This window comes from Veillonella parvula, assembly GCF_945949885.1.
GTDB classification, from domain to species: Bacteria; Bacillota; Negativicutes; order Veillonellales; family Veillonellaceae; genus Veillonella; species Veillonella parvula_B.
In genome coordinates, this window is the sequence record NZ_CAMFFZ010000001.1 from 179,708 (window position 1) to 196,992 (window position 17,285).

General features: G+C 40.5%; 15 protein-coding genes. All 15 read right to left on the bottom strand.

From position 1 onward, the window contains the following. Window positions 1–113: 113 nt before the first annotated feature. The 15 genes from uvrB to fapR all read right to left on the bottom strand — a co-directional run bounded on the left by uvrB (window position 114) and on the right by fapR (window position 17,074). Entirely contained in the window at window positions 114–2,291 is a 2,178-nt protein-coding gene (uvrB, locus tag Q7O55_RS00880; protein ID WP_303927700.1) for an excinuclease ABC subunit UvrB, read from the bottom strand. Next, window positions 2,291–2,587, bottom strand: a complete 297-nt coding sequence (locus tag Q7O55_RS00885) for a hypothetical protein (protein ID WP_259343134.1) — start codon at window positions 2,585–2,587, stop codon at window positions 2,291–2,293. Before Q7O55_RS00885 ends, uvrB begins: the two co-directional genes overlap by 1 nt. Window positions 2,588–2,663: 76 nt before the next feature. After that, window positions 2,664–3,599, bottom strand: a complete 936-nt coding sequence (gene ftsY / locus Q7O55_RS00890) for a signal recognition particle-docking protein FtsY (protein WP_004693455.1) — start codon at window positions 3,597–3,599, stop codon at window positions 2,664–2,666. Then, window positions 3,599–7,153: a chromosome segregation protein SMC gene (gene smc / locus Q7O55_RS00895; RefSeq protein WP_303927702.1), complete on the bottom strand. Its 3,555-nt coding sequence runs from the start codon at window positions 7,151–7,153 to the stop codon at window positions 3,599–3,601. Before smc ends, ftsY begins: the two co-directional genes overlap by 1 nt. A gap of 47 nt (window positions 7,154–7,200) precedes the next feature. Next, window positions 7,201–8,391: an elongator complex protein 3 gene (locus tag Q7O55_RS00900; protein WP_303927704.1), complete on the bottom strand. Its 1,191-nt coding sequence runs from the start codon at window positions 8,389–8,391 to the stop codon at window positions 7,201–7,203. A 117-nt stretch (window positions 8,392–8,508) separates the two neighbouring features. Further along, a complete protein-coding gene (gene rnc / locus Q7O55_RS00905) occupies window positions 8,509–9,249 on the bottom strand; it encodes a ribonuclease III (protein ID WP_303927706.1) in 741 nt (246 codons plus the stop codon). Next, a complete protein-coding gene (gene fabF, locus Q7O55_RS00910) occupies window positions 9,249–10,493 on the bottom strand; it encodes a beta-ketoacyl-ACP synthase II (protein WP_303927707.1) in 1,245 nt (414 codons plus the stop codon). The genes rnc and fabF overlap by 1 nt, the downstream gene beginning before the upstream one ends. 35 nt (window positions 10,494–10,528) lie before the next feature. Continuing rightward, on the bottom strand, window positions 10,529–11,485 hold the full coding sequence (locus Q7O55_RS00915; RefSeq protein WP_004697026.1) for a nitronate monooxygenase family protein: 957 nt from the start codon (window positions 11,483–11,485) through the stop codon (window positions 10,529–10,531). 77 nt (window positions 11,486–11,562) lie between these two features. Beyond that, window positions 11,563–11,793 carry an acyl carrier protein gene (locus Q7O55_RS00920; RefSeq protein ID WP_004693441.1) on the bottom strand — a complete coding sequence of 77 codons (231 nt, stop codon included), beginning with the start codon at window positions 11,791–11,793 and terminating at the stop codon, window positions 11,563–11,565. Between the two features lie 51 nt (window positions 11,794–11,844). Continuing rightward, window positions 11,845–12,588: a 3-oxoacyl-[acyl-carrier-protein] reductase gene (fabG, locus tag Q7O55_RS00925; protein ID WP_303927708.1), complete on the bottom strand. Its 744-nt coding sequence runs from the start codon at window positions 12,586–12,588 to the stop codon at window positions 11,845–11,847. A gap of 1 nt (window position 12,589) precedes the next feature. Next, window positions 12,590–13,531: an ACP S-malonyltransferase gene (fabD, locus tag Q7O55_RS00930; RefSeq protein ID WP_303927709.1), complete on the bottom strand. Its 942-nt coding sequence runs from the start codon at window positions 13,529–13,531 to the stop codon at window positions 12,590–12,592. 11 nt (window positions 13,532–13,542) lie between these two features. Further along, window positions 13,543–14,487 carry an enoyl-[acyl-carrier-protein] reductase FabK gene (fabK, locus tag Q7O55_RS00935; RefSeq protein WP_303927711.1) on the bottom strand — a complete coding sequence of 315 codons (945 nt, stop codon included), beginning with the start codon at window positions 14,485–14,487 and terminating at the stop codon, window positions 13,543–13,545. 15 nt (window positions 14,488–14,502) lie between these two features. Then, the gene (locus tag Q7O55_RS00940) at window positions 14,503–15,498 is read right to left on the bottom strand and encodes a beta-ketoacyl-ACP synthase III (protein ID WP_303927712.1); all 996 of its coding nucleotides are present in this window, start codon (window positions 15,496–15,498) and stop codon (window positions 14,503–14,505) included. After that, a complete protein-coding gene (gene plsX / locus Q7O55_RS00945) occupies window positions 15,482–16,510 on the bottom strand; it encodes a phosphate acyltransferase PlsX (RefSeq protein ID WP_303927713.1) in 1,029 nt (342 codons plus the stop codon). The genes Q7O55_RS00940 and plsX overlap by 17 nt, the downstream gene beginning before the upstream one ends. 3 nt (window positions 16,511–16,513) lie before the next feature. After that, window positions 16,514–17,074 (bottom strand): transcription factor FapR, encoded by a 561-nt coding sequence (gene fapR / locus Q7O55_RS00950; RefSeq protein ID WP_295817144.1) that lies wholly within the window; start codon window positions 17,072–17,074, stop codon window positions 16,514–16,516. Window positions 17,075–17,285 lie beyond the last annotated feature (211 nt).

Here is a 17,285-nt window from a genome sequence, read left to right on the forward strand (position 1 = left end):
TGATACCAAACGGCATCATCTCTCCGATTACTAACATGAAATAATATATGTATATTATCGCACATATAGTCTATATAATCTATGTGTTTTCTTACAATCTTTTAAAATTGCTCCTAAGATTTACTTTTTGGGCTTGTCCGCTTTCTAGATTTGGCAGAAGCAGGCTTCTTCAACTTGCTATCTCCTGCACTATGCATATCGGACCATTGTTGACGTAATACGCCCAATTGATCACGTAACTTAGCCGCTGTTTCAAATTCAAGCTGCTTGGCGGCGGCCTTCATTTGACGATCTAGCTCTTCAATCTTATTGTACAATTCTTCCGGTGTTATATCTGCCACCTTAGGTGCTGATATATCTTGAACATATGGTTCGTGTCCATGGTCCATGCCCTCTGAGGATTTTTTTTGTTTTCCTTTTTTCGGTGAAAGTGCCTTTCCATCGGTAACCATATCTTCTTCGATTTTCGTTAATTCGATAAGCTCTTTTACATCTTTAGATACAGATTTAGGCGTAATATTATGTTCAATATTATAAGTCTCTTGCACGGCACGACGACGATCGGTTTCATCGATAGCCCGTTGCATAGAACCTGTTACACGATCTGCGTACATGATAACATGACCATTCACATTACGAGCCGCACGACCTATAGTTTGAATCATAGCCGTATCGGAGCGCAAGAAACCTTCCTTATCCGCATCTAAGATAGCAACCAAGGAAACCTCTGGCATATCGAGACCTTCACGAAGCAAGTTAATACCAACTAATACATCGAATACGCCAGCCCGCAAATCACGAATGATTTCAGCCCGCTCAATAGTAACAATATCGGAATGAAGGTAACGAACTCGTACGCCCATTTCCTTCAAGAATTCCGTTAAGTCCTCAGCCATCTTCTTCGTCAATGTCGTAACAAGAACCCGTTCATTCTTGGCAGCTCGTTTGTGAATTTCTCCAAGCAAGTCATCCATTTGCCCCTTAATAGGACGAATTTCTATAGATGGATCTAATAAGCCCGTAGGACGTATGATTTGCTCTGCAATATTCGTTTCTACTTCCATTTCGTATGGGCCAGGCGTTGCCGATACGTAAACAATTTGATTGATACGCTCTACGAATTCATCGAATTGAAGCGGTCTATTATCTAATGCAGAAGGAAGACGGAAACCGTATTCTATAAGAGATTCTTTACGCGCACGGTCACCATTGTACATAGCGCGAATTTGAGGCATCGTCACATGCGATTCGTCCACCATGATAAGGAAATCATCGGGGAAATAATCAATCAATGTAAACGGTGCTTCCCCAGCCTTGCGTTCAGACATATGGCGTGAATAGTTTTCGATGCCCGAGCAATAGCCCATTTCTTGCATCATTTCTATATCATAACGCGTACGCTGTTCTAAGCGCTGAGCCTCCAATAGACGGTCAGTAGCTTTTAACTTCGCCAACTGCTCATCTAATTCGGCTTCAATACGCTCTACAGCAATATTCATCTTCTCTTTCGTCGTTACGTAGTGAGATGCTGGATAGACTGCAACGTGTTTGCGTTCCGCAATAACTTCACCGGTCAAGGAATCTACCTCTACGAGGCGGTCGATTTCATCACCAAAGAGCTCCACCCGAATGGCTCTTTCACTATAAGCGGCAGGGAAAATATCAATCGTATCCCCTTGCACACGGAAGGTACCGCGGATAAAGTTCATATCATTTCTCGTATATTGAATATCTACGAGTTTAGATAAGATTTCATCGCGCGATTTCGTTTGACCCAAGCGCAAGGACAATACAAGATCAGAATAGTCCTCAGGGTCACCTAAGCCATAAATACAGCTAACCGAAGCAACGATAATGACATCGCGACGCTCAAAAAGACTCATCGTAGCACTATGTCGCAGTTTATCGATTTCATCATTAATAGATGCATCCTTCTCGATATATGTATCACTAGAAGGAATATAGGCTTCCGGTTGATAAAAATCGTAGTAAGATACAAAGTATTCTACCGCATTATTTGGAAAGAAACTTTTAAATTCACTACATAATTGAGCCGCCAAGGTTTTATTATGAGCAATGATCAAGGTCGGCTTTTGAACTGCTTCAATAACCTTAGCCATTGTAAAGGTCTTACCAGTACCAGTGGCACCGAGCAAAACTTGGGCCCATTCACCGTGTTCAATACCTTCTGTTAAAGATTCAATCGCGGTAGGTTGGTCACCTGTAGGCGTAAAGGGCGCCTCCACTTTAAATGGTTGGCCCCCCTCGTAATTATATGTACTATGCTTCATTACTGTTCATCCTGATGTTTACGGATGGCTTTCATTTCTTCATCCGTCAAACGACGACCTGCATTTTCCGCTTGATTCAACGTATCCTCACCTTCTAAGACTTCGATGAGCATAGCAATAGAAAAACGATCTAGTGTAGGTGTGGTCTTCTGAATTTCATCAGCCATCATCCAATCTGATTCAGTATAGTTATTAATACGATCTGTAATCTCTTCCCAGTTTGAAAGTAGCAATCTCGTAATGGGGCGATATAGTTCAATCCCGAAGTACTCGATTAAGCTAACTATCTTATTCATATTTTCTAGGCTAACATTACATTCATTTTTTTTATTTTCAGATTCTACATATTCAAGTAAGAATTCCCGGTTATATTTATTTGTCACCTTGAATCATTCCTTTATTAAATAGTGCATTAGCAAATTCTTTTGCATTAAATGGACGCAAGTCATCCATACCTTCGCCAACGCCAATCCAGCGTACGGGTACGCCTAGTTCCTCTTTAATAGAGATAACTACGCCGCCTTTTGCCGTACCATCTAGCTTAGTTACTACAATACCATTTACTGGTACCGCTTGACCAAATAATTTAGCTTGGCTTACTGCATTTTGACCCGTGGTACCATCTAAAACGAGCAATGTTTGATGCGGCGCACCTTCTACGTGGTTATTTGCTACGCGCCCCATCTTTTTAAGCTCTTCCATAAGGTTAACCTTAGTATGTAGACGACCAGCCGTATCTACGATAACAAGGTCTGCATTACGAGCTTTTGCGGCTTCCATTGCATCATATACAACGGCAGCAGGATCTGCACCTTCTTTATGTTTAACAATCGGCACACCAACGCGATCAGCCCAAATGGATAATTGGTCAGCTGCAGCGGCACGGAATGTATCACCTGCAGCAATGATAACCTTTTTACCTTCTTTAGTATAATAGTTAGCCAATTTAGCGATTGTCGTCGTTTTACCAACACCATTTACACCAACTACAAGGATGACCTCAGGATGGTGCAAAGTAATTTCATCTTCTTGATCGATGAGCATTTCCGTGATGCGGTCTTCCATAAACGGCATTACATCGCCTGTATGATTGATGATACCTTCTGTTACACCACGACGAATTTCTTTCATCAAGTATTCTGTCGTCTTAGGGCCTAGATCACTAGTAAGCATAACTGCTTCTAAATCATCTAAAAAATCGTCATCGATTTGCGCATAACCAATAACGATGCTTTCTACATTTTTTACAAAAGACTTACGAGTTTTCTCTAAACCGTCTTTAATTCTATCAAAGAATCCAAATGCCATTATGCTAGATCCTCCTTCACATCTTCAAATACTACTGTTAATAATCGCGATACACCGCGTTCCACCATGGTTACCCCTTGTAGTACTTCGGCAGCTTCCATCGTCTTTTTACGGTGAGATACAACGATAAATTGTGTTTCTTTATTTATTCGATTTAGGTAAGAGCTAAATCGTTCAACATTGGCTTCGTCAAGCGCCGCGTCAACTTCGTCAAGCACACAGAACGGAGCTGGACGATAGTCAAGGAATGAGAACAATAAAGCGATAACCGTAAGAGCACGCTCGCCACCCGATAAGAGTGTCAATTGTTGACGCTTTTTCCCTGGTGGTTGTATGTAGAAGTCGATACCACCCGTCAAAATATTATCTGGATCAGTAAGTACAATTTGCGCAGTACCGCCACCAAATAATTGGCTGAATACTTCTTGGAATCTACGGCCTACCACATCCAATACATCGTATAGCTGTGTACTCATCGCCTTATCCATTTCGGCAATAACCGCCTGTAATTGCGCCTTTGCCGTATCTAAATCAGCTAATTGTGTGGTTAAGAAATCATAGCGTTCTTTAGTCTCTTCGTATTCCTCAACGGCATTTGGATTGACTGGACCCAATTCGGCAATTTCGGCCATCAAACGAGCTTGCTCATCCTTCCAATCGCTAACGGAGCCTTCAATGCGAAGGACTTGAGCATCTTCCAAAGTAAAGCCTAGCTCTTGTAATTCTTCTACAAAGCGCTCACAGTCCATGCGATGACGTGTAATTTTACCTTCCATATCAACAAGGCGACCTTGCACCACTTTGTAGCGTTGATTCAATCGGTCTTGCTCACTGAGGATAGATTCCATTTCCTCGCGCCCCGTAGATGTTTTATCATAAGCTTCATCGCGAAGAGCACGTAATCGTTCAACCTCAGCCGTAGCAGAGGTCAACTCTTGTTCTGCAACTTCCTGAGCCAGAGGGATTTCCTCTTCATAGCGTTGTGTAGTACTAACTAACAAATTACGAAGTGGTGTTAAACGCTCAATAATACTAGAAATAGACTGATTACGCTGTTCACGTTGTGATTCCCGTTCCTGAATGGTATGTCGCAAGGTATCACAAGTAAGGCGAGCTTCTGTAAAAGCTTCATACGCCTCTTGTTGCACCTTTTGCAACACAGTCAATCGATCCATCAACGCCCCTTGATTACCATTCATACCATGATCCTCTTGCAAGGAAGCTAATGCTGTTTCTTGATCTTTCAAGTTAGCTGTTGTAGTAGCCAAATCAATATCAATTTGTACTAAACGTTGCTCTTCTTCATGGAGAACACGTTTCTTACGATCCAGCTGATTTTGTATATTTTGTACCTTTGTTTCGCTAGCCACATAGAGTAAGTTCGTATGCTGATAGCTTTCATCAAGAGTCGCTTGTTCCTTTTCAGCCTCTTCAACCCGTTTCTCAAGGCGTTCTAAATTGGCTATTAAGGAGCGAATTTGTCCTTCAATTTGTACCAGTTCTTGTTCAAGACTAGTAGCCTCTTCCTTGCGGCTCAATACAGAAGCACGCTTGCGCTTTGTGGCACCACCGGTTAAAGAGCCGCCAGGTTGAAATTGTTCCCCCGTAAGAGTTACGATGCGCAATTGCTGATTGTATTTTTTCTGTAATCCAATGGCATCATCCATGGAAGATACTACCAAGGTGCGCCCCAATAAGTATTGGAAAATATGGGCGTATTTATTATCAAAGGAAATACAATCAACAGCAGTGCCTAATACACAGCTTTCATGTAAAGCCGGTGTGTCATATGGTTTACCTTTAACAGAATCCATCGGCAAGAAGGTTACGCGACCACCTTGGATAGATTTCAAATAATTGACACCCTCTGCAGCAGCGCGAGCTGTAGTAGTCACAACATGGTTAACACTTCCACCTAAGGCCGTTTCGATAGCCGTAGTATATTTGTCCTCTACCGTAAAGAGATCGCCAACAGCGCCCGTAATCTGTTCGCGCCAAGAACCTTTACCATTGAGGATGTTCTTTGTGCCTTCTAAGTAACCTTCGTGCTGTTCCTCCCACTGTGCTAATAGTTCTAATCGACCTTTTGCACGTTGTTCTTGGGTGCGCAGCTTTTGTAATTCCTTACGCTCTTCACGCGCTTTCATAGCCGCATTCTTAGCATCATCAACGAGGGCTTGTCGTTGAGCAGATAAGGCATTAAACTTTTGACCTAGCGCTTCAAATTCAAAACGAGCGACTTGTAGTTCACTATCTACCTGTGCTATTTCAGATTCTAGAATAGCACATTGATTTTTACTTTCCACCTTGCGAGCTTCTAAGCTTCGAATACTAGCCTTTGCTGTTTCAATAGCACTCACAACTTCTAATTGACGTTTCTCAAAAGCCTCTCGATTGGATTGCAAGGATTGAAACTTAGCTTGTTCTGACCTTACATCTTCAACAGCCTTTTTGTAACTCGCTTCTAATTCTTCTAGATTAGACTCTTTTTCTACTAATTGAGCACTTTCATCTTGAATCAATTGATTTAAGATTCGCAATTGTTGCTCCTCGCCCTTTTGCGTAGCCTCTAGCTCGCTAATGCGCATAGACGTTTCATCTAATTCACGGCGTGCTGTTTTTAGTTGCTCTTCTAAAAGACGTAAGTGACCAGATAAGCGTTCTTCATCACGTTGCTTTTCAGTATATTGAGCCTCCCACAACTTAAGCTGTTCCTGCTCTTTTGACGAGGACGATTGCAATTCGTGACGACGAGCCTCTAATTTAGACAATTCAGTTTGAAGCTCAATTTCTTCATCTTTAAAGGCAATATTATCGTTTTCAAAACGTGTTAAAAGGCGATCAGAGGTCTTATAATTATGAAAGCCTAATGCCCCATCATAATCGCGCTTTGCGCGGCTTAAGGTCATATATTTTTTAGTCTTTTCCGCTTTTTCAGACAAAGGTCCTAGTTGCTCTTCAATGGTAGCCATTACGTCCCGTACGCGCTCCATATTACGGTCTGTACTAGCAATACGACGTAAAGCATCTTCTTTATTAATTTTAAAGCGAGAAATCCCAGCTACATCTTCAAAAATAAGACGACGTTCTTCAGGTTTAGAATTTAAAATAGCATCAATTCGGTTCTGTCCAATAATGGCCATGGAATCTCTACCAAGACCGGTATCTGCCAGTAAAAGATGTATGTCCTTTAAACGACAAGAGCGCTTATTGATGAGGAACTCACTTTCACCAGTACGATAGATACGGCGTGTTATAGCCACCTCTGCCATATCTAAATCTAATTGTTGATCACTATTGTCAAATACAAGAGTAACCTCAGCAGCGCTCATAGGTTTGCGCTTTTCCGTACCAGAGAAAATGATATCCTCTGCTTTTTGACCACGTAAATTACGAACATTGGATTCCCCTAAAACCCATTTCATGGCATCCGTAATATTACTTTTACCGCTGCCGTTAGGACCAATAACGGCAGTCATTCCTGGTGAGAATTTTACAACCGTCTTATCTGCAAACGATTTAAAGCCCTTTAATTCCAACCGAAGTAATTGCATGACTGCCTCCTTTCTACTAACAACCCTAAATAATCATATCTTTTATATTATAACACATATTGTAGGCCATCAATACAGCACCGAACGGTATTTCTCGTACTTTCTTCACACCAACTTATACTATATTGTGGATATAATTCAGCGAAATATAATACATTTCTATTTTTAAGCCCTCTCACCTTAGATGTTAAGCTTCTAGGATAAGAAATAATAATATTATGTTTTATTGCAATACTATTATTCCCAATATAATTTGTTTTATCTTTATTAGTCTTATCTTTACATCCAGTATTATCAACATTAACTCTACTAAATCCTAGATTTTTATAAGTAGCGTATTCAGTTAGATTAAAACAATCGTTACTTAGTGAGTACTTATACTGAGATACATGCTCATCAATACAACGTTCAATTCGCTGCTTATATTGTTCATTCACAACTAGCTCCCCCATAGCTGGCTCATATGGACCTGCTACTAAGCTATTACCGAAATCGAATTCTTCTGTACTTTGTAAACCCGTGCGAATGACTTCAATACCATGCTGTTCAAACCAATCTTTTAAAAATGCACAATACTGTATAGCTAGCTCAGTACTTAGTGATTCGTATTCTCCAGCTCTATACTGGTCGGCTAGTTCTGTATTCTCTATAACTAGTACAGGGTAGATACGTATAAAATCAGGTTGTAATGCAGCTACCGCAATGGCCGTTTCTATTATGGTTTGCCAAGTCTCTCCTTTTAGTCCTGGTAAAAGTTGAACTCCAACGGTCATATCACGCTGTTTTAATCGTGCAACAGCCTCTACTACCTCTTGTGCCGTGTGCCCCCTCTTAGCATCGACTAAAATACCATCATTCATAGACTGCACGCCAAGTTCTACAGTTTTTACTCCATAAGACTGTAATAATGTAATCGCTTCATCACCTACAGCATCAGGTCTTGTAGAGCAACGTATGCCATCAATGATTCCCCGTTGAAGCATTTCATAGGCAGGCATCAATAATTTATGTTGTAAATCTTTAGGAATAGCCGTAAATGATCCCCCATAAAAGGCAACCTCCCAAAACTTCTCGCACCGTTTTGTGCCTACATAGTCTTTAATTGTTTGTTGTATATAATCTGGAGTTAGGTGACTAATACCAGATTGGCCCGTAATACGAGATTGATTACAAAATGTACACACATAGGGACAACCTACGTGAGGTATAAAAAAAGGAATCATACCAAATGGTTTCATAGACACCTCCTCTTCTTATGTAAAAATTATTACTCATCTACTATTATATAGATTATTACTCACATACTATATTATTCACATACTATTATACAGAAAAAAGCGCCATTCGGCGCTTTTCTATTTATCAGCCATCAACTTTTCTAAAGTCAATTGAGCCGCATGTTGTTCTGCAATTTTTTTACTTTTACCAGAGCCGGCCTCGTAAGTAATACCATTAATTTCAACCTCCATATGAAAGGTTTTAGCATGGTCGGGACCACTTTCACTGAGCAAATGATAGACAATATGTTTATCCCCATCTCTTTGCACATATTCTTGTAATAATGTCTTATAATCTTTGCCCCGCTTACCTTCTAAGGCTTGCATGATATAAGTAGTTAAATGTTTTAAAACGAAGACCATAGCCGTTTGATAATCTGTAGAAATATAAATAGCACCGATGAGAGACTCAAAGGTATCCGCTAATATAGAGTTTCGATCATTACCACCGGAAGCGCGTTCTCCATGACCGAGCAATAAATATTGTCCTAGTTTCAAAGAACGGCTCACAGATGCTAAAGAATCTTCACACACTGTAGCGGCCTTAATTTTCGTTAAATTACCTTCAGCCATATCTGGATATGTCTTAAATAGGTATTCACCAATAATAAGATCCAAAACAGCATCGCCTAAAAACTCTAATCGCTGATTGTGATGAATATGCTTTGATTTATGTTCATTCGCATAAGAAGTATGTGTAAAAGCACAATCTATAATGGATATATCTGACACAGGTATGTCTAAACGAGCAACAAGCTCATGAAGAGATTCTTCACGAGCTTGTGTTATCTTACTCTTATGCGTTTCGATAGTAACCATTAAGCTTCATAACGGCGAATGCAAAGTGTACCGTTATGACCACCAAAACCGAAAGAGTTAGAAAGTGCACATTTTACTCGGAGTTCACGTGCGCCTTCACGAACATAGTCCAGATCCAAACCTTCATCAGGATTGTCACAGTTAATTGTAGGGTGAACTTTACCAGTTTCAATCGCCATTGCCATTACGATAGTTTCAATAGCACCAGCAGCACCCAATAAGTGACCTGTCATGGATTTAGTAGAGTTAACAGCGATATTTTTAGCATGATCGCCGAACAATTCTTTAATAGCTAATGTTTCATTTTGGTCATTAAGGCCAGTAGATGTACCATGAGCATTGATGTAGTTAACGTCTTTAGGGTCGATACCTGCATCTTTAATTGCTAATTCCATACATTTACGAGCTTGAACACCACCTGGAGCTGGTGCAGTGATATGGTAAGCATCACCATTACTACCATAACCCACAACTTCAGCATAGATATGTGCACCGCGTGCTTTTGCGTGTTCTAATTCTTCAAGAACTACGATACCAGAACCTTCACCCATTACGAAACCATCACGGTCACGGTCAAATGGACGGGACGCTTTTGTTGGCTCGTCATTGCGTGTAGACATAGCTTTCATAGCCGCAAAACCAGCTACAGCAGCCGGAGATACCGCAGCTTCAGTACCACCAGCAAACATCACGTCAGCATCACCACGTTGGATGATACGGAATGCATCACCAATCGCATTTGTACCAGAAGTACAAGCAGTTACGTTGGTAATAACTGGACCTTTAAGACCAAGGCGAATAGATACGCGTGCAGATGTCATATTTGCAATCATCATAGGTACTGCAAATGGACTTACGCGGCCAGGACCTTTCTCGAATAATGTTTCATACACCTCATGGATAGAGTCAATGCCGCCTATACCTGTACCAACTACAGTACCACAGCGATCTAAATCTGCTTTATCTAAATCAAGATCAGCATCTTCACAAGCAAGAACAGCTGCACCGATAGCAAATTCTACAGAACGGTCCATACGACGAGCTTCTTTTTTGTCTACCCCATAGTTTGTAATATCAAAATCTTTTACTTCACCCGCAATGCGTGTTGCATAGTCAGATGCGTCAAAGCGTGTAATCGGCCCAATACCAGATTGACCTGCCAATAACGCATTGTAGAAGTTCTCTTTACCGATACCTACAGGAGTCACTGCCCCTAAGCCAGTAATTACTACACGTTTTTCCAATTATTCCACCTCTTATAGCTATACAGCCCTTTAAATTAATCAATCTCTGCTACTTGCTGTTTCAATTGTGCAAAGATATCTTTAACTGGCATAATCTTATCGACTTTTCTCATATTATTGCCAGAGAACACCAACCCCGTTTCCACATCACCTTGTTGTGCACGAGAAAGAGCACGGATAATGCAGAATTTATGAGAACAGTGTTTTAAACAGTTATCACACACCGTCGGAGGCGCTACAGTACCGTCTAAAACAGATTCAGCAAATTTATTTTTTATTGCTTGACCAGGCAAACCAACAGGACTTTGAATCAATACAATATCCTCAGGGTTTGTAGCTCGTACATACATTTTTTTCAATTCATCAGATGCATTACATTCATCAGAAGCAGCAAAACGGCTACCCATTTGAACACCACTAGCGCCGATTTTTAACATTTCAACGATATCACGGCCATCTAGAACACCACCAGCAGCAATTACTGGAATATTTTTTACCGCTGCTACAACTTCGGGAACGATTTCTCGAGCGGAACGATCCGTTCCCAAGTGTCCACCAGCTTCACAACCTTCTACGATTACAGCTGCAGCACCTAAACCTTCAGAAATGCGAGCTAATTTTGCGGACGAAACAATTGGTACAATAGGAGTACCAGACTCTTTGCCCATTGCGAACATATCTCTTGAAAAACCAGCACCTGCTACTACAAGATCAATGCCTTCTTCGATGGCAGTCTTTACTAAACCAGCAAATTGAGTTGCTGCTACCATCGCATTTATACCAATAATACCCGTAGGTGATAATTTTCTAGCTAATTGTATTTCGTATCGTAATTCATCGAAAGGCAAGCCCGATGCCGCAATAAGGCCGATACCACCTTCATTTGCAACGGCTGCTGCCAAGCGAGCTGTAGACAATCTAATCGCCATACCACCTTGAATAATAGGTACTTTGGCCACTAGATTCCCAATGCGAAGTTCAGGGAGCTTCACTATCAAATCCTCCTGTAAATAAAACCGGTTGGGAGGCCACTCGGCCTCCCGTTCGGTTGAATTGTTAGCTTTACAGCTTATTTAGCAGAATCAATATATTCTACTGTATCCTTAACGGTTTTAATTTTTTCTGCAACGTCGTCAGGGATTTCAACATTGAATTCTTCTTCAAATGCCATGATCAATTCAACGATATCTAAGGAGTCAGCGCCTAAGTCGTCGATGAATGTAGAATCAATGGTAACTTCAGCTTCATCAACGCCTAATTGTTCCACAACGATTGCTTTAACTTTATCGAAAGTGTTCATTAGTGGTTCACCTCCTTTCAAAGTGTATTTATATATAGTCTAATTTTACAACTACATTACCATGCCACCATCAACATTGATGACTTGACCCGTAATATAATTAGCAAAATCGCTAGCAAGGAATGTTACTACTGTTGCTACTTCTTCAGCATCAGCTATACGGCCCAATGGAATTTCAGTAACCATAGCTTCTTTAACTTTTTCTGGTAATACATCGGTCATATCTGTGTTGATAAAGCCTGGAGCAATAGCATTAACTATAATACCACGGCTAGCCAATTCTTTAGCACAGGACTTAGTAAAACCAATTACGCCCGCTTTAGAAGCAGCATAGTTAGTTTGACCAACATTACCCATAACACCTACAACAGATGTCATGTTGATAATATGACCAGAACGTTGTTTCATCATAATTTTAGATACTGCTTTAGTTACCAAGTATACACCTTTAAGGTTGATATCAATTACAGCATCAAAATCTTCGTCTTTCATTCTCATCAACAAACCGTCACGCGTAATACCCGCATTATTTACGAGGATGTCAATGTGACCAAATTCTTTATGAGCTTCTTCCACCATGGAAGCAACTTCATCAGCATTTGCTACATTAGCTTTAAATTTAATGGCTTTTCGGCCTAACGCTTGTACAGCTTCAACAGTTTCTTGTGCTGCACCTTCGCTACCACTATAGTTTACTACAATATCAGCACCAGATTGTGCTAGATTGATAGCTACAGCGCGACCAATACCACGGGATGCGCCAGTTACAATGGCTACTTTACCCTCTAAATGCATTTTATCGAACCCCCTTCAAAAATTCAAGCGTTTTCTCTAAGGATGCAATGTCTTCAACATTAGCTAATTCCATATCTTTGTTGATCTTTTTAGTAAAACCTGTGAGTACTTTCCCATGCCCCACTTCAATAAAGCGAGTAACACCAAAGTTTACCATTTCAGCTACACAATCTTCCCACAAGACAGGGTTAGCGGCTTGAGTAACTAAAGACTCTTTAATGTCATTTGCATTAGTCAAAATCTTGCCAGTAACATTTGCAACTACAGGAATTTGTGCATCACACACTTGGATCTTATCCAACTCTTCCTTTAACCGAAGAGCTGCGGGTTCCATCAAACGGCTGTGGAATGGAGCACTTACTGGAAGCATTACTGCGCGTTTTGCTCCTGCTTCTTTCATTTTTTCAGCTGCTGTTTCCACCGCTGCAGTTTCACCGGCAATAACGATTTGTCCAGGGCAATTGAAGTTAACTGCTTGTACAGAACCTACAAAAGCATTTACTTCTTCACAAATTTCTACAACTTGCTCACGAGGTAATGCCAAAATTGCTGCCATAGCGCCTTTACCCAATGGCACAGCTTCTTGCATATATTCACCGCGTTTATGAACTACATATACTGCGTCTTTAAAGTTCAATACACCGGCTGCTACTAGAGCACTATACTCACCAAGACTATGCCCGCCTACGATGTCAGGCGTAAAGCCTTGTTCTTTTAGAATTTCATAACAAGCTACGGATGCAGTCAAAATAGCTGGTTGTGTATTTGCTGTTTTAACGAGCTCTGTATCAGGACCTTCGAAGCATAATTTACTGATAGAATAACCAAGTGCCTCGTCAGCTTCTTCAAAACGTTGTTTCACAATAGGGTACGCATTATACAAATCTTGTAACATGCCTACTTTTTGAGAACCTTGACCAGGAAAAACAAATGCCGTTTTCATTAGGGGCCTCCTTATTTACTAAGACCTTGAAGATTCTTAATCACAGTTTCAGCTTCAGTCATAATATCTCTAATGATAGTTTCACATGTTTTAACATCTGTTAACATACCAGAAATTTGACCGATCATTACAGAACCTTCTTTTACATTACCCTCAATAGCAGCTAAACGAAGTGTACCAGCACCTAATGCTTCCAATTCCTCTTTAGATCCACCACTGAATTCAAGGGATTTATATTTATGAGCTAACGCATTATCTATAATACGTACAGGATGACCTGTTGTTAAACCAGTCATAACTGTAGCACGATCTTTTGCTTTCAATACAGCATTTTTATAATTTTCATGGGCAATACATTCTTCGGATAATACGAATCGTGTCCCCATTTGTACCGCTTTAGCACCTAATGCAAATGCCGCAGCCATACCACGACCATCTGCAATACCTCCGGCAGCAATAACTGGTACATCTACAGCATCAACTACTTGAGGAATTAATGCCATAGTTGTAATATCACCTACGTGACCACCAGACTCTGTACCTTCAGCAATAATTGCATCAATACCACCACGTAATAAGCGCTTTGCTAGTAATACTGATGCAACTACAGGAATAACTTTTGTACCAATTTCTTTCAAAGCGGGAACATAAACACCAGGATTACCTGCACCTGTAGTGATAACAGGAACACGTTCTTCCACGACTACTTCCATAACCTCTTTTACAAATGGAGACATGAGCATGATATTACAGCCAAAAGGCTTACTAGTGCGCTCTTTTAATTTATGGATTTCATTACGGAAAATATCAGGAGGCATATGACCAGCACCAATAATCCCAAGTCCACCAGCTTCAGAAACGGCTGCCGCTAATTCTGCAGTACCGAGCCAAGCCATGCCACCTTGAAAGATTGGATACTCAATCTGCAATAAATCACAAATGTCAGTCTTAATCATCTTGATGTGTCCTCCTTAATACCATTTCAAGACCAGGCTTGCCCATGTTAGGCCTGCACCAAATCCTGCAAACGCAACATTATCACCGCGTTTGAAACGTCCCTCGCGATTAGCTTCATCAAGTGCAATCGCTACAGACGCGGCAGATGTATTACCATACTTATGTAAATTAACAAAAACTTTTTCCATCGGCAGATGTAAACGTTTGGCTGCCGAATCAATAATACGAATATTCGCTTGATGAGGAATAAAGTAATCTAATTTATTTAACTCCATATCAGCACGTTCTAAGGATTTTAAAACCGTACGTCCCATCGTTTTAACGGCAAATTTATATACTTCAGGGCCATCCATATGAATAAATGTTAAGCCCTCTTCTACGCGTTGATCATTTGCTACTACAGCAGTGCCACCTGCAGGAATGCAAAGCGCTGATCCTCCAGTGCCATCGGCGCCCATGTCAATACCTTTAATGCCATAGCCTTCAGGTACTTCAGATACTACTGCAGCCCCAGCACCATCACCAAAGAGGATACATGTACCACGATCATTCCAGTTTACTCGACGAGAAAGAATTTCTGCCCCCACAACGAGTACTTTTTTATAAATACCAGAGCTAATATAACTAGCGGCAGTAATCAATCCATATACAAACCCAGAGCATGCCGCTTGTAAATCATAGGCTGCAGCGTTTTTAGCTCCTAAGTTTGCTTGCAATACACAAGCTGCCGAAGGAATAATCATATCTGGTGTTAGGGTAGCAAAGATAATCATGTCGATATCCTCTGCAGAGACATTAGCCATTTGCATAGCTTTTTTTGCTGCCTCGGTTGCCATATAGGATGTATTCATACCTTCCGGTGCAATGCGTCGTTCTTCTATACCCGTACGCTCTCTAATCCATTGATCATTGGTATCAACCATTTTTTCAAGATCAAAGTTTGTTACTACATTGTCAGGAAGGAAGCTCCCAGTACCAATGATTCCTACAGGTTTATTCATCATAGTCATACTTTAAGGCTCCTTCAATATCCATCGTTTCTCTTATGTGTTGAATAATTTTACGCTCTACTAAATCACTAGCAATTTCAATAGCAGTTTTTATTTCTTTTGCTTTAGAACTACCATGAGCAATCATGAATACCCCATTAACTCCTAAAAGTGGAGCACCACCATTTTCTGTGTGATCCAAACGTTTTGCCATCTTTTTCAAGGCTGGCTTTACAAGCATAGCTCCTATCTTGGCAAAAATACTTCCTGCCATGATGCTATCCTTTACTAATTGCGTAAGACCTGTTACTAACCCTTCCGCAAATTTAAGTACCACATTGCCTACGAATCCATCACATACGACAACATCAACGGCACCTTTAGGAATATCACGACCTTCAATATTACCTTTAAAATTGATAGTCTTCATACCCTCCAAAATCGGATACGTCGCCAATACGACATCGTTCCCCTTTGTGGCCTCTTCACCAATATTTAACAATCCCACAGTAGGATTTTCTTTTCCTAATAAAAGCTTAGCGTATTCAGACCCCATTAAAGCTCCTTGTACAAGATGTTTAGGTTTACAATTAGAATTTGCACCAGAGTCTAACATAACTGTTATACCACTTACTGTTGGCATTGGAGTTGCAATGACAGGGCGATCAATACCTTTAATGCGACCAAGCCCAAACAAAGCCGCTGCAACAGCAGCTCCCGTACTACCTGGAGCAATTACAGCATCACAACGATTATCCCGAACCAACGAAGTAGCGACCACAACAGATGCATCTTTTTTCTTGCGCAATGCTTGACCTGGATGTTCATCCATACCGATTACCTGGCTAGCATGATGTACAGATATACGTGGATTCTTAGCTTCATTATTAGCTTCTAATATATCAAAAATTTGCTGCTCATCGCCGACGAGCACCACTTCAATGTGTTGATTTGCTCGTACGGCTTCAATGGATCCAAGTACAGTCTCCCTTGGAGCAAAGTCGCCCCCCATGGCGTCTATTGCAATTTTCATAATTTACACCCTATTCTCTACGGATTCCATAATAAATTTTGCGCGAAACACTTCTTTTATTTTATCTCTTATTATAACCCAAATAAAGAACTTATTACCTCGGCGACGAACAATTTCTGCTTTCGCTACCAAATTAGTACCAGATCCTACCGGGTTCTTATATTTTATATTTCCAACTTCCGCAGAGCAAACAGTCGTCCCCATAACCGCTTTTGCAAGGGAATTTGCTTGAGCATATAAATACTGCGGTTCTACATATCCGAATTGATCTTCCATATCAGCCGTAGTACGTAACATAGATAATGCTTGGTGCCCCTCGGTGACATCAATCAATTCACCAACCACTTCATATGATACATGTTCTACCATTTCATGTGATTGACCTGTAGCCATAACACGAATGCGTTCACGCAATTCAGGAATACCCAATTCTAGTCGATCGAGACGAATTGTTGGCACACTTACACCAAAGTGTGTTGCCAATTCTTCATCAGTAAGAAATGGCGTAATATTCAGTTTTTCTTGTAACTGCTTCTGGCGCTCTTGCTTCTTTAACCGACTCATGGGACCACCTTTTATGACCTAGTATTAATATTACGTCCTAAGTATATACAATAATTCCCTTATTGGCAAGACTTTTCATACATATAGTAAAAAATTTTCATAGCATATACAAAATATAGTTGTTTTTTTATATTTTAGTATTTTTGTTTATAAAAACTTAAATTGCAATATGAAATTGAACAGTATCCAAATCTACAATTTTATTAACTTC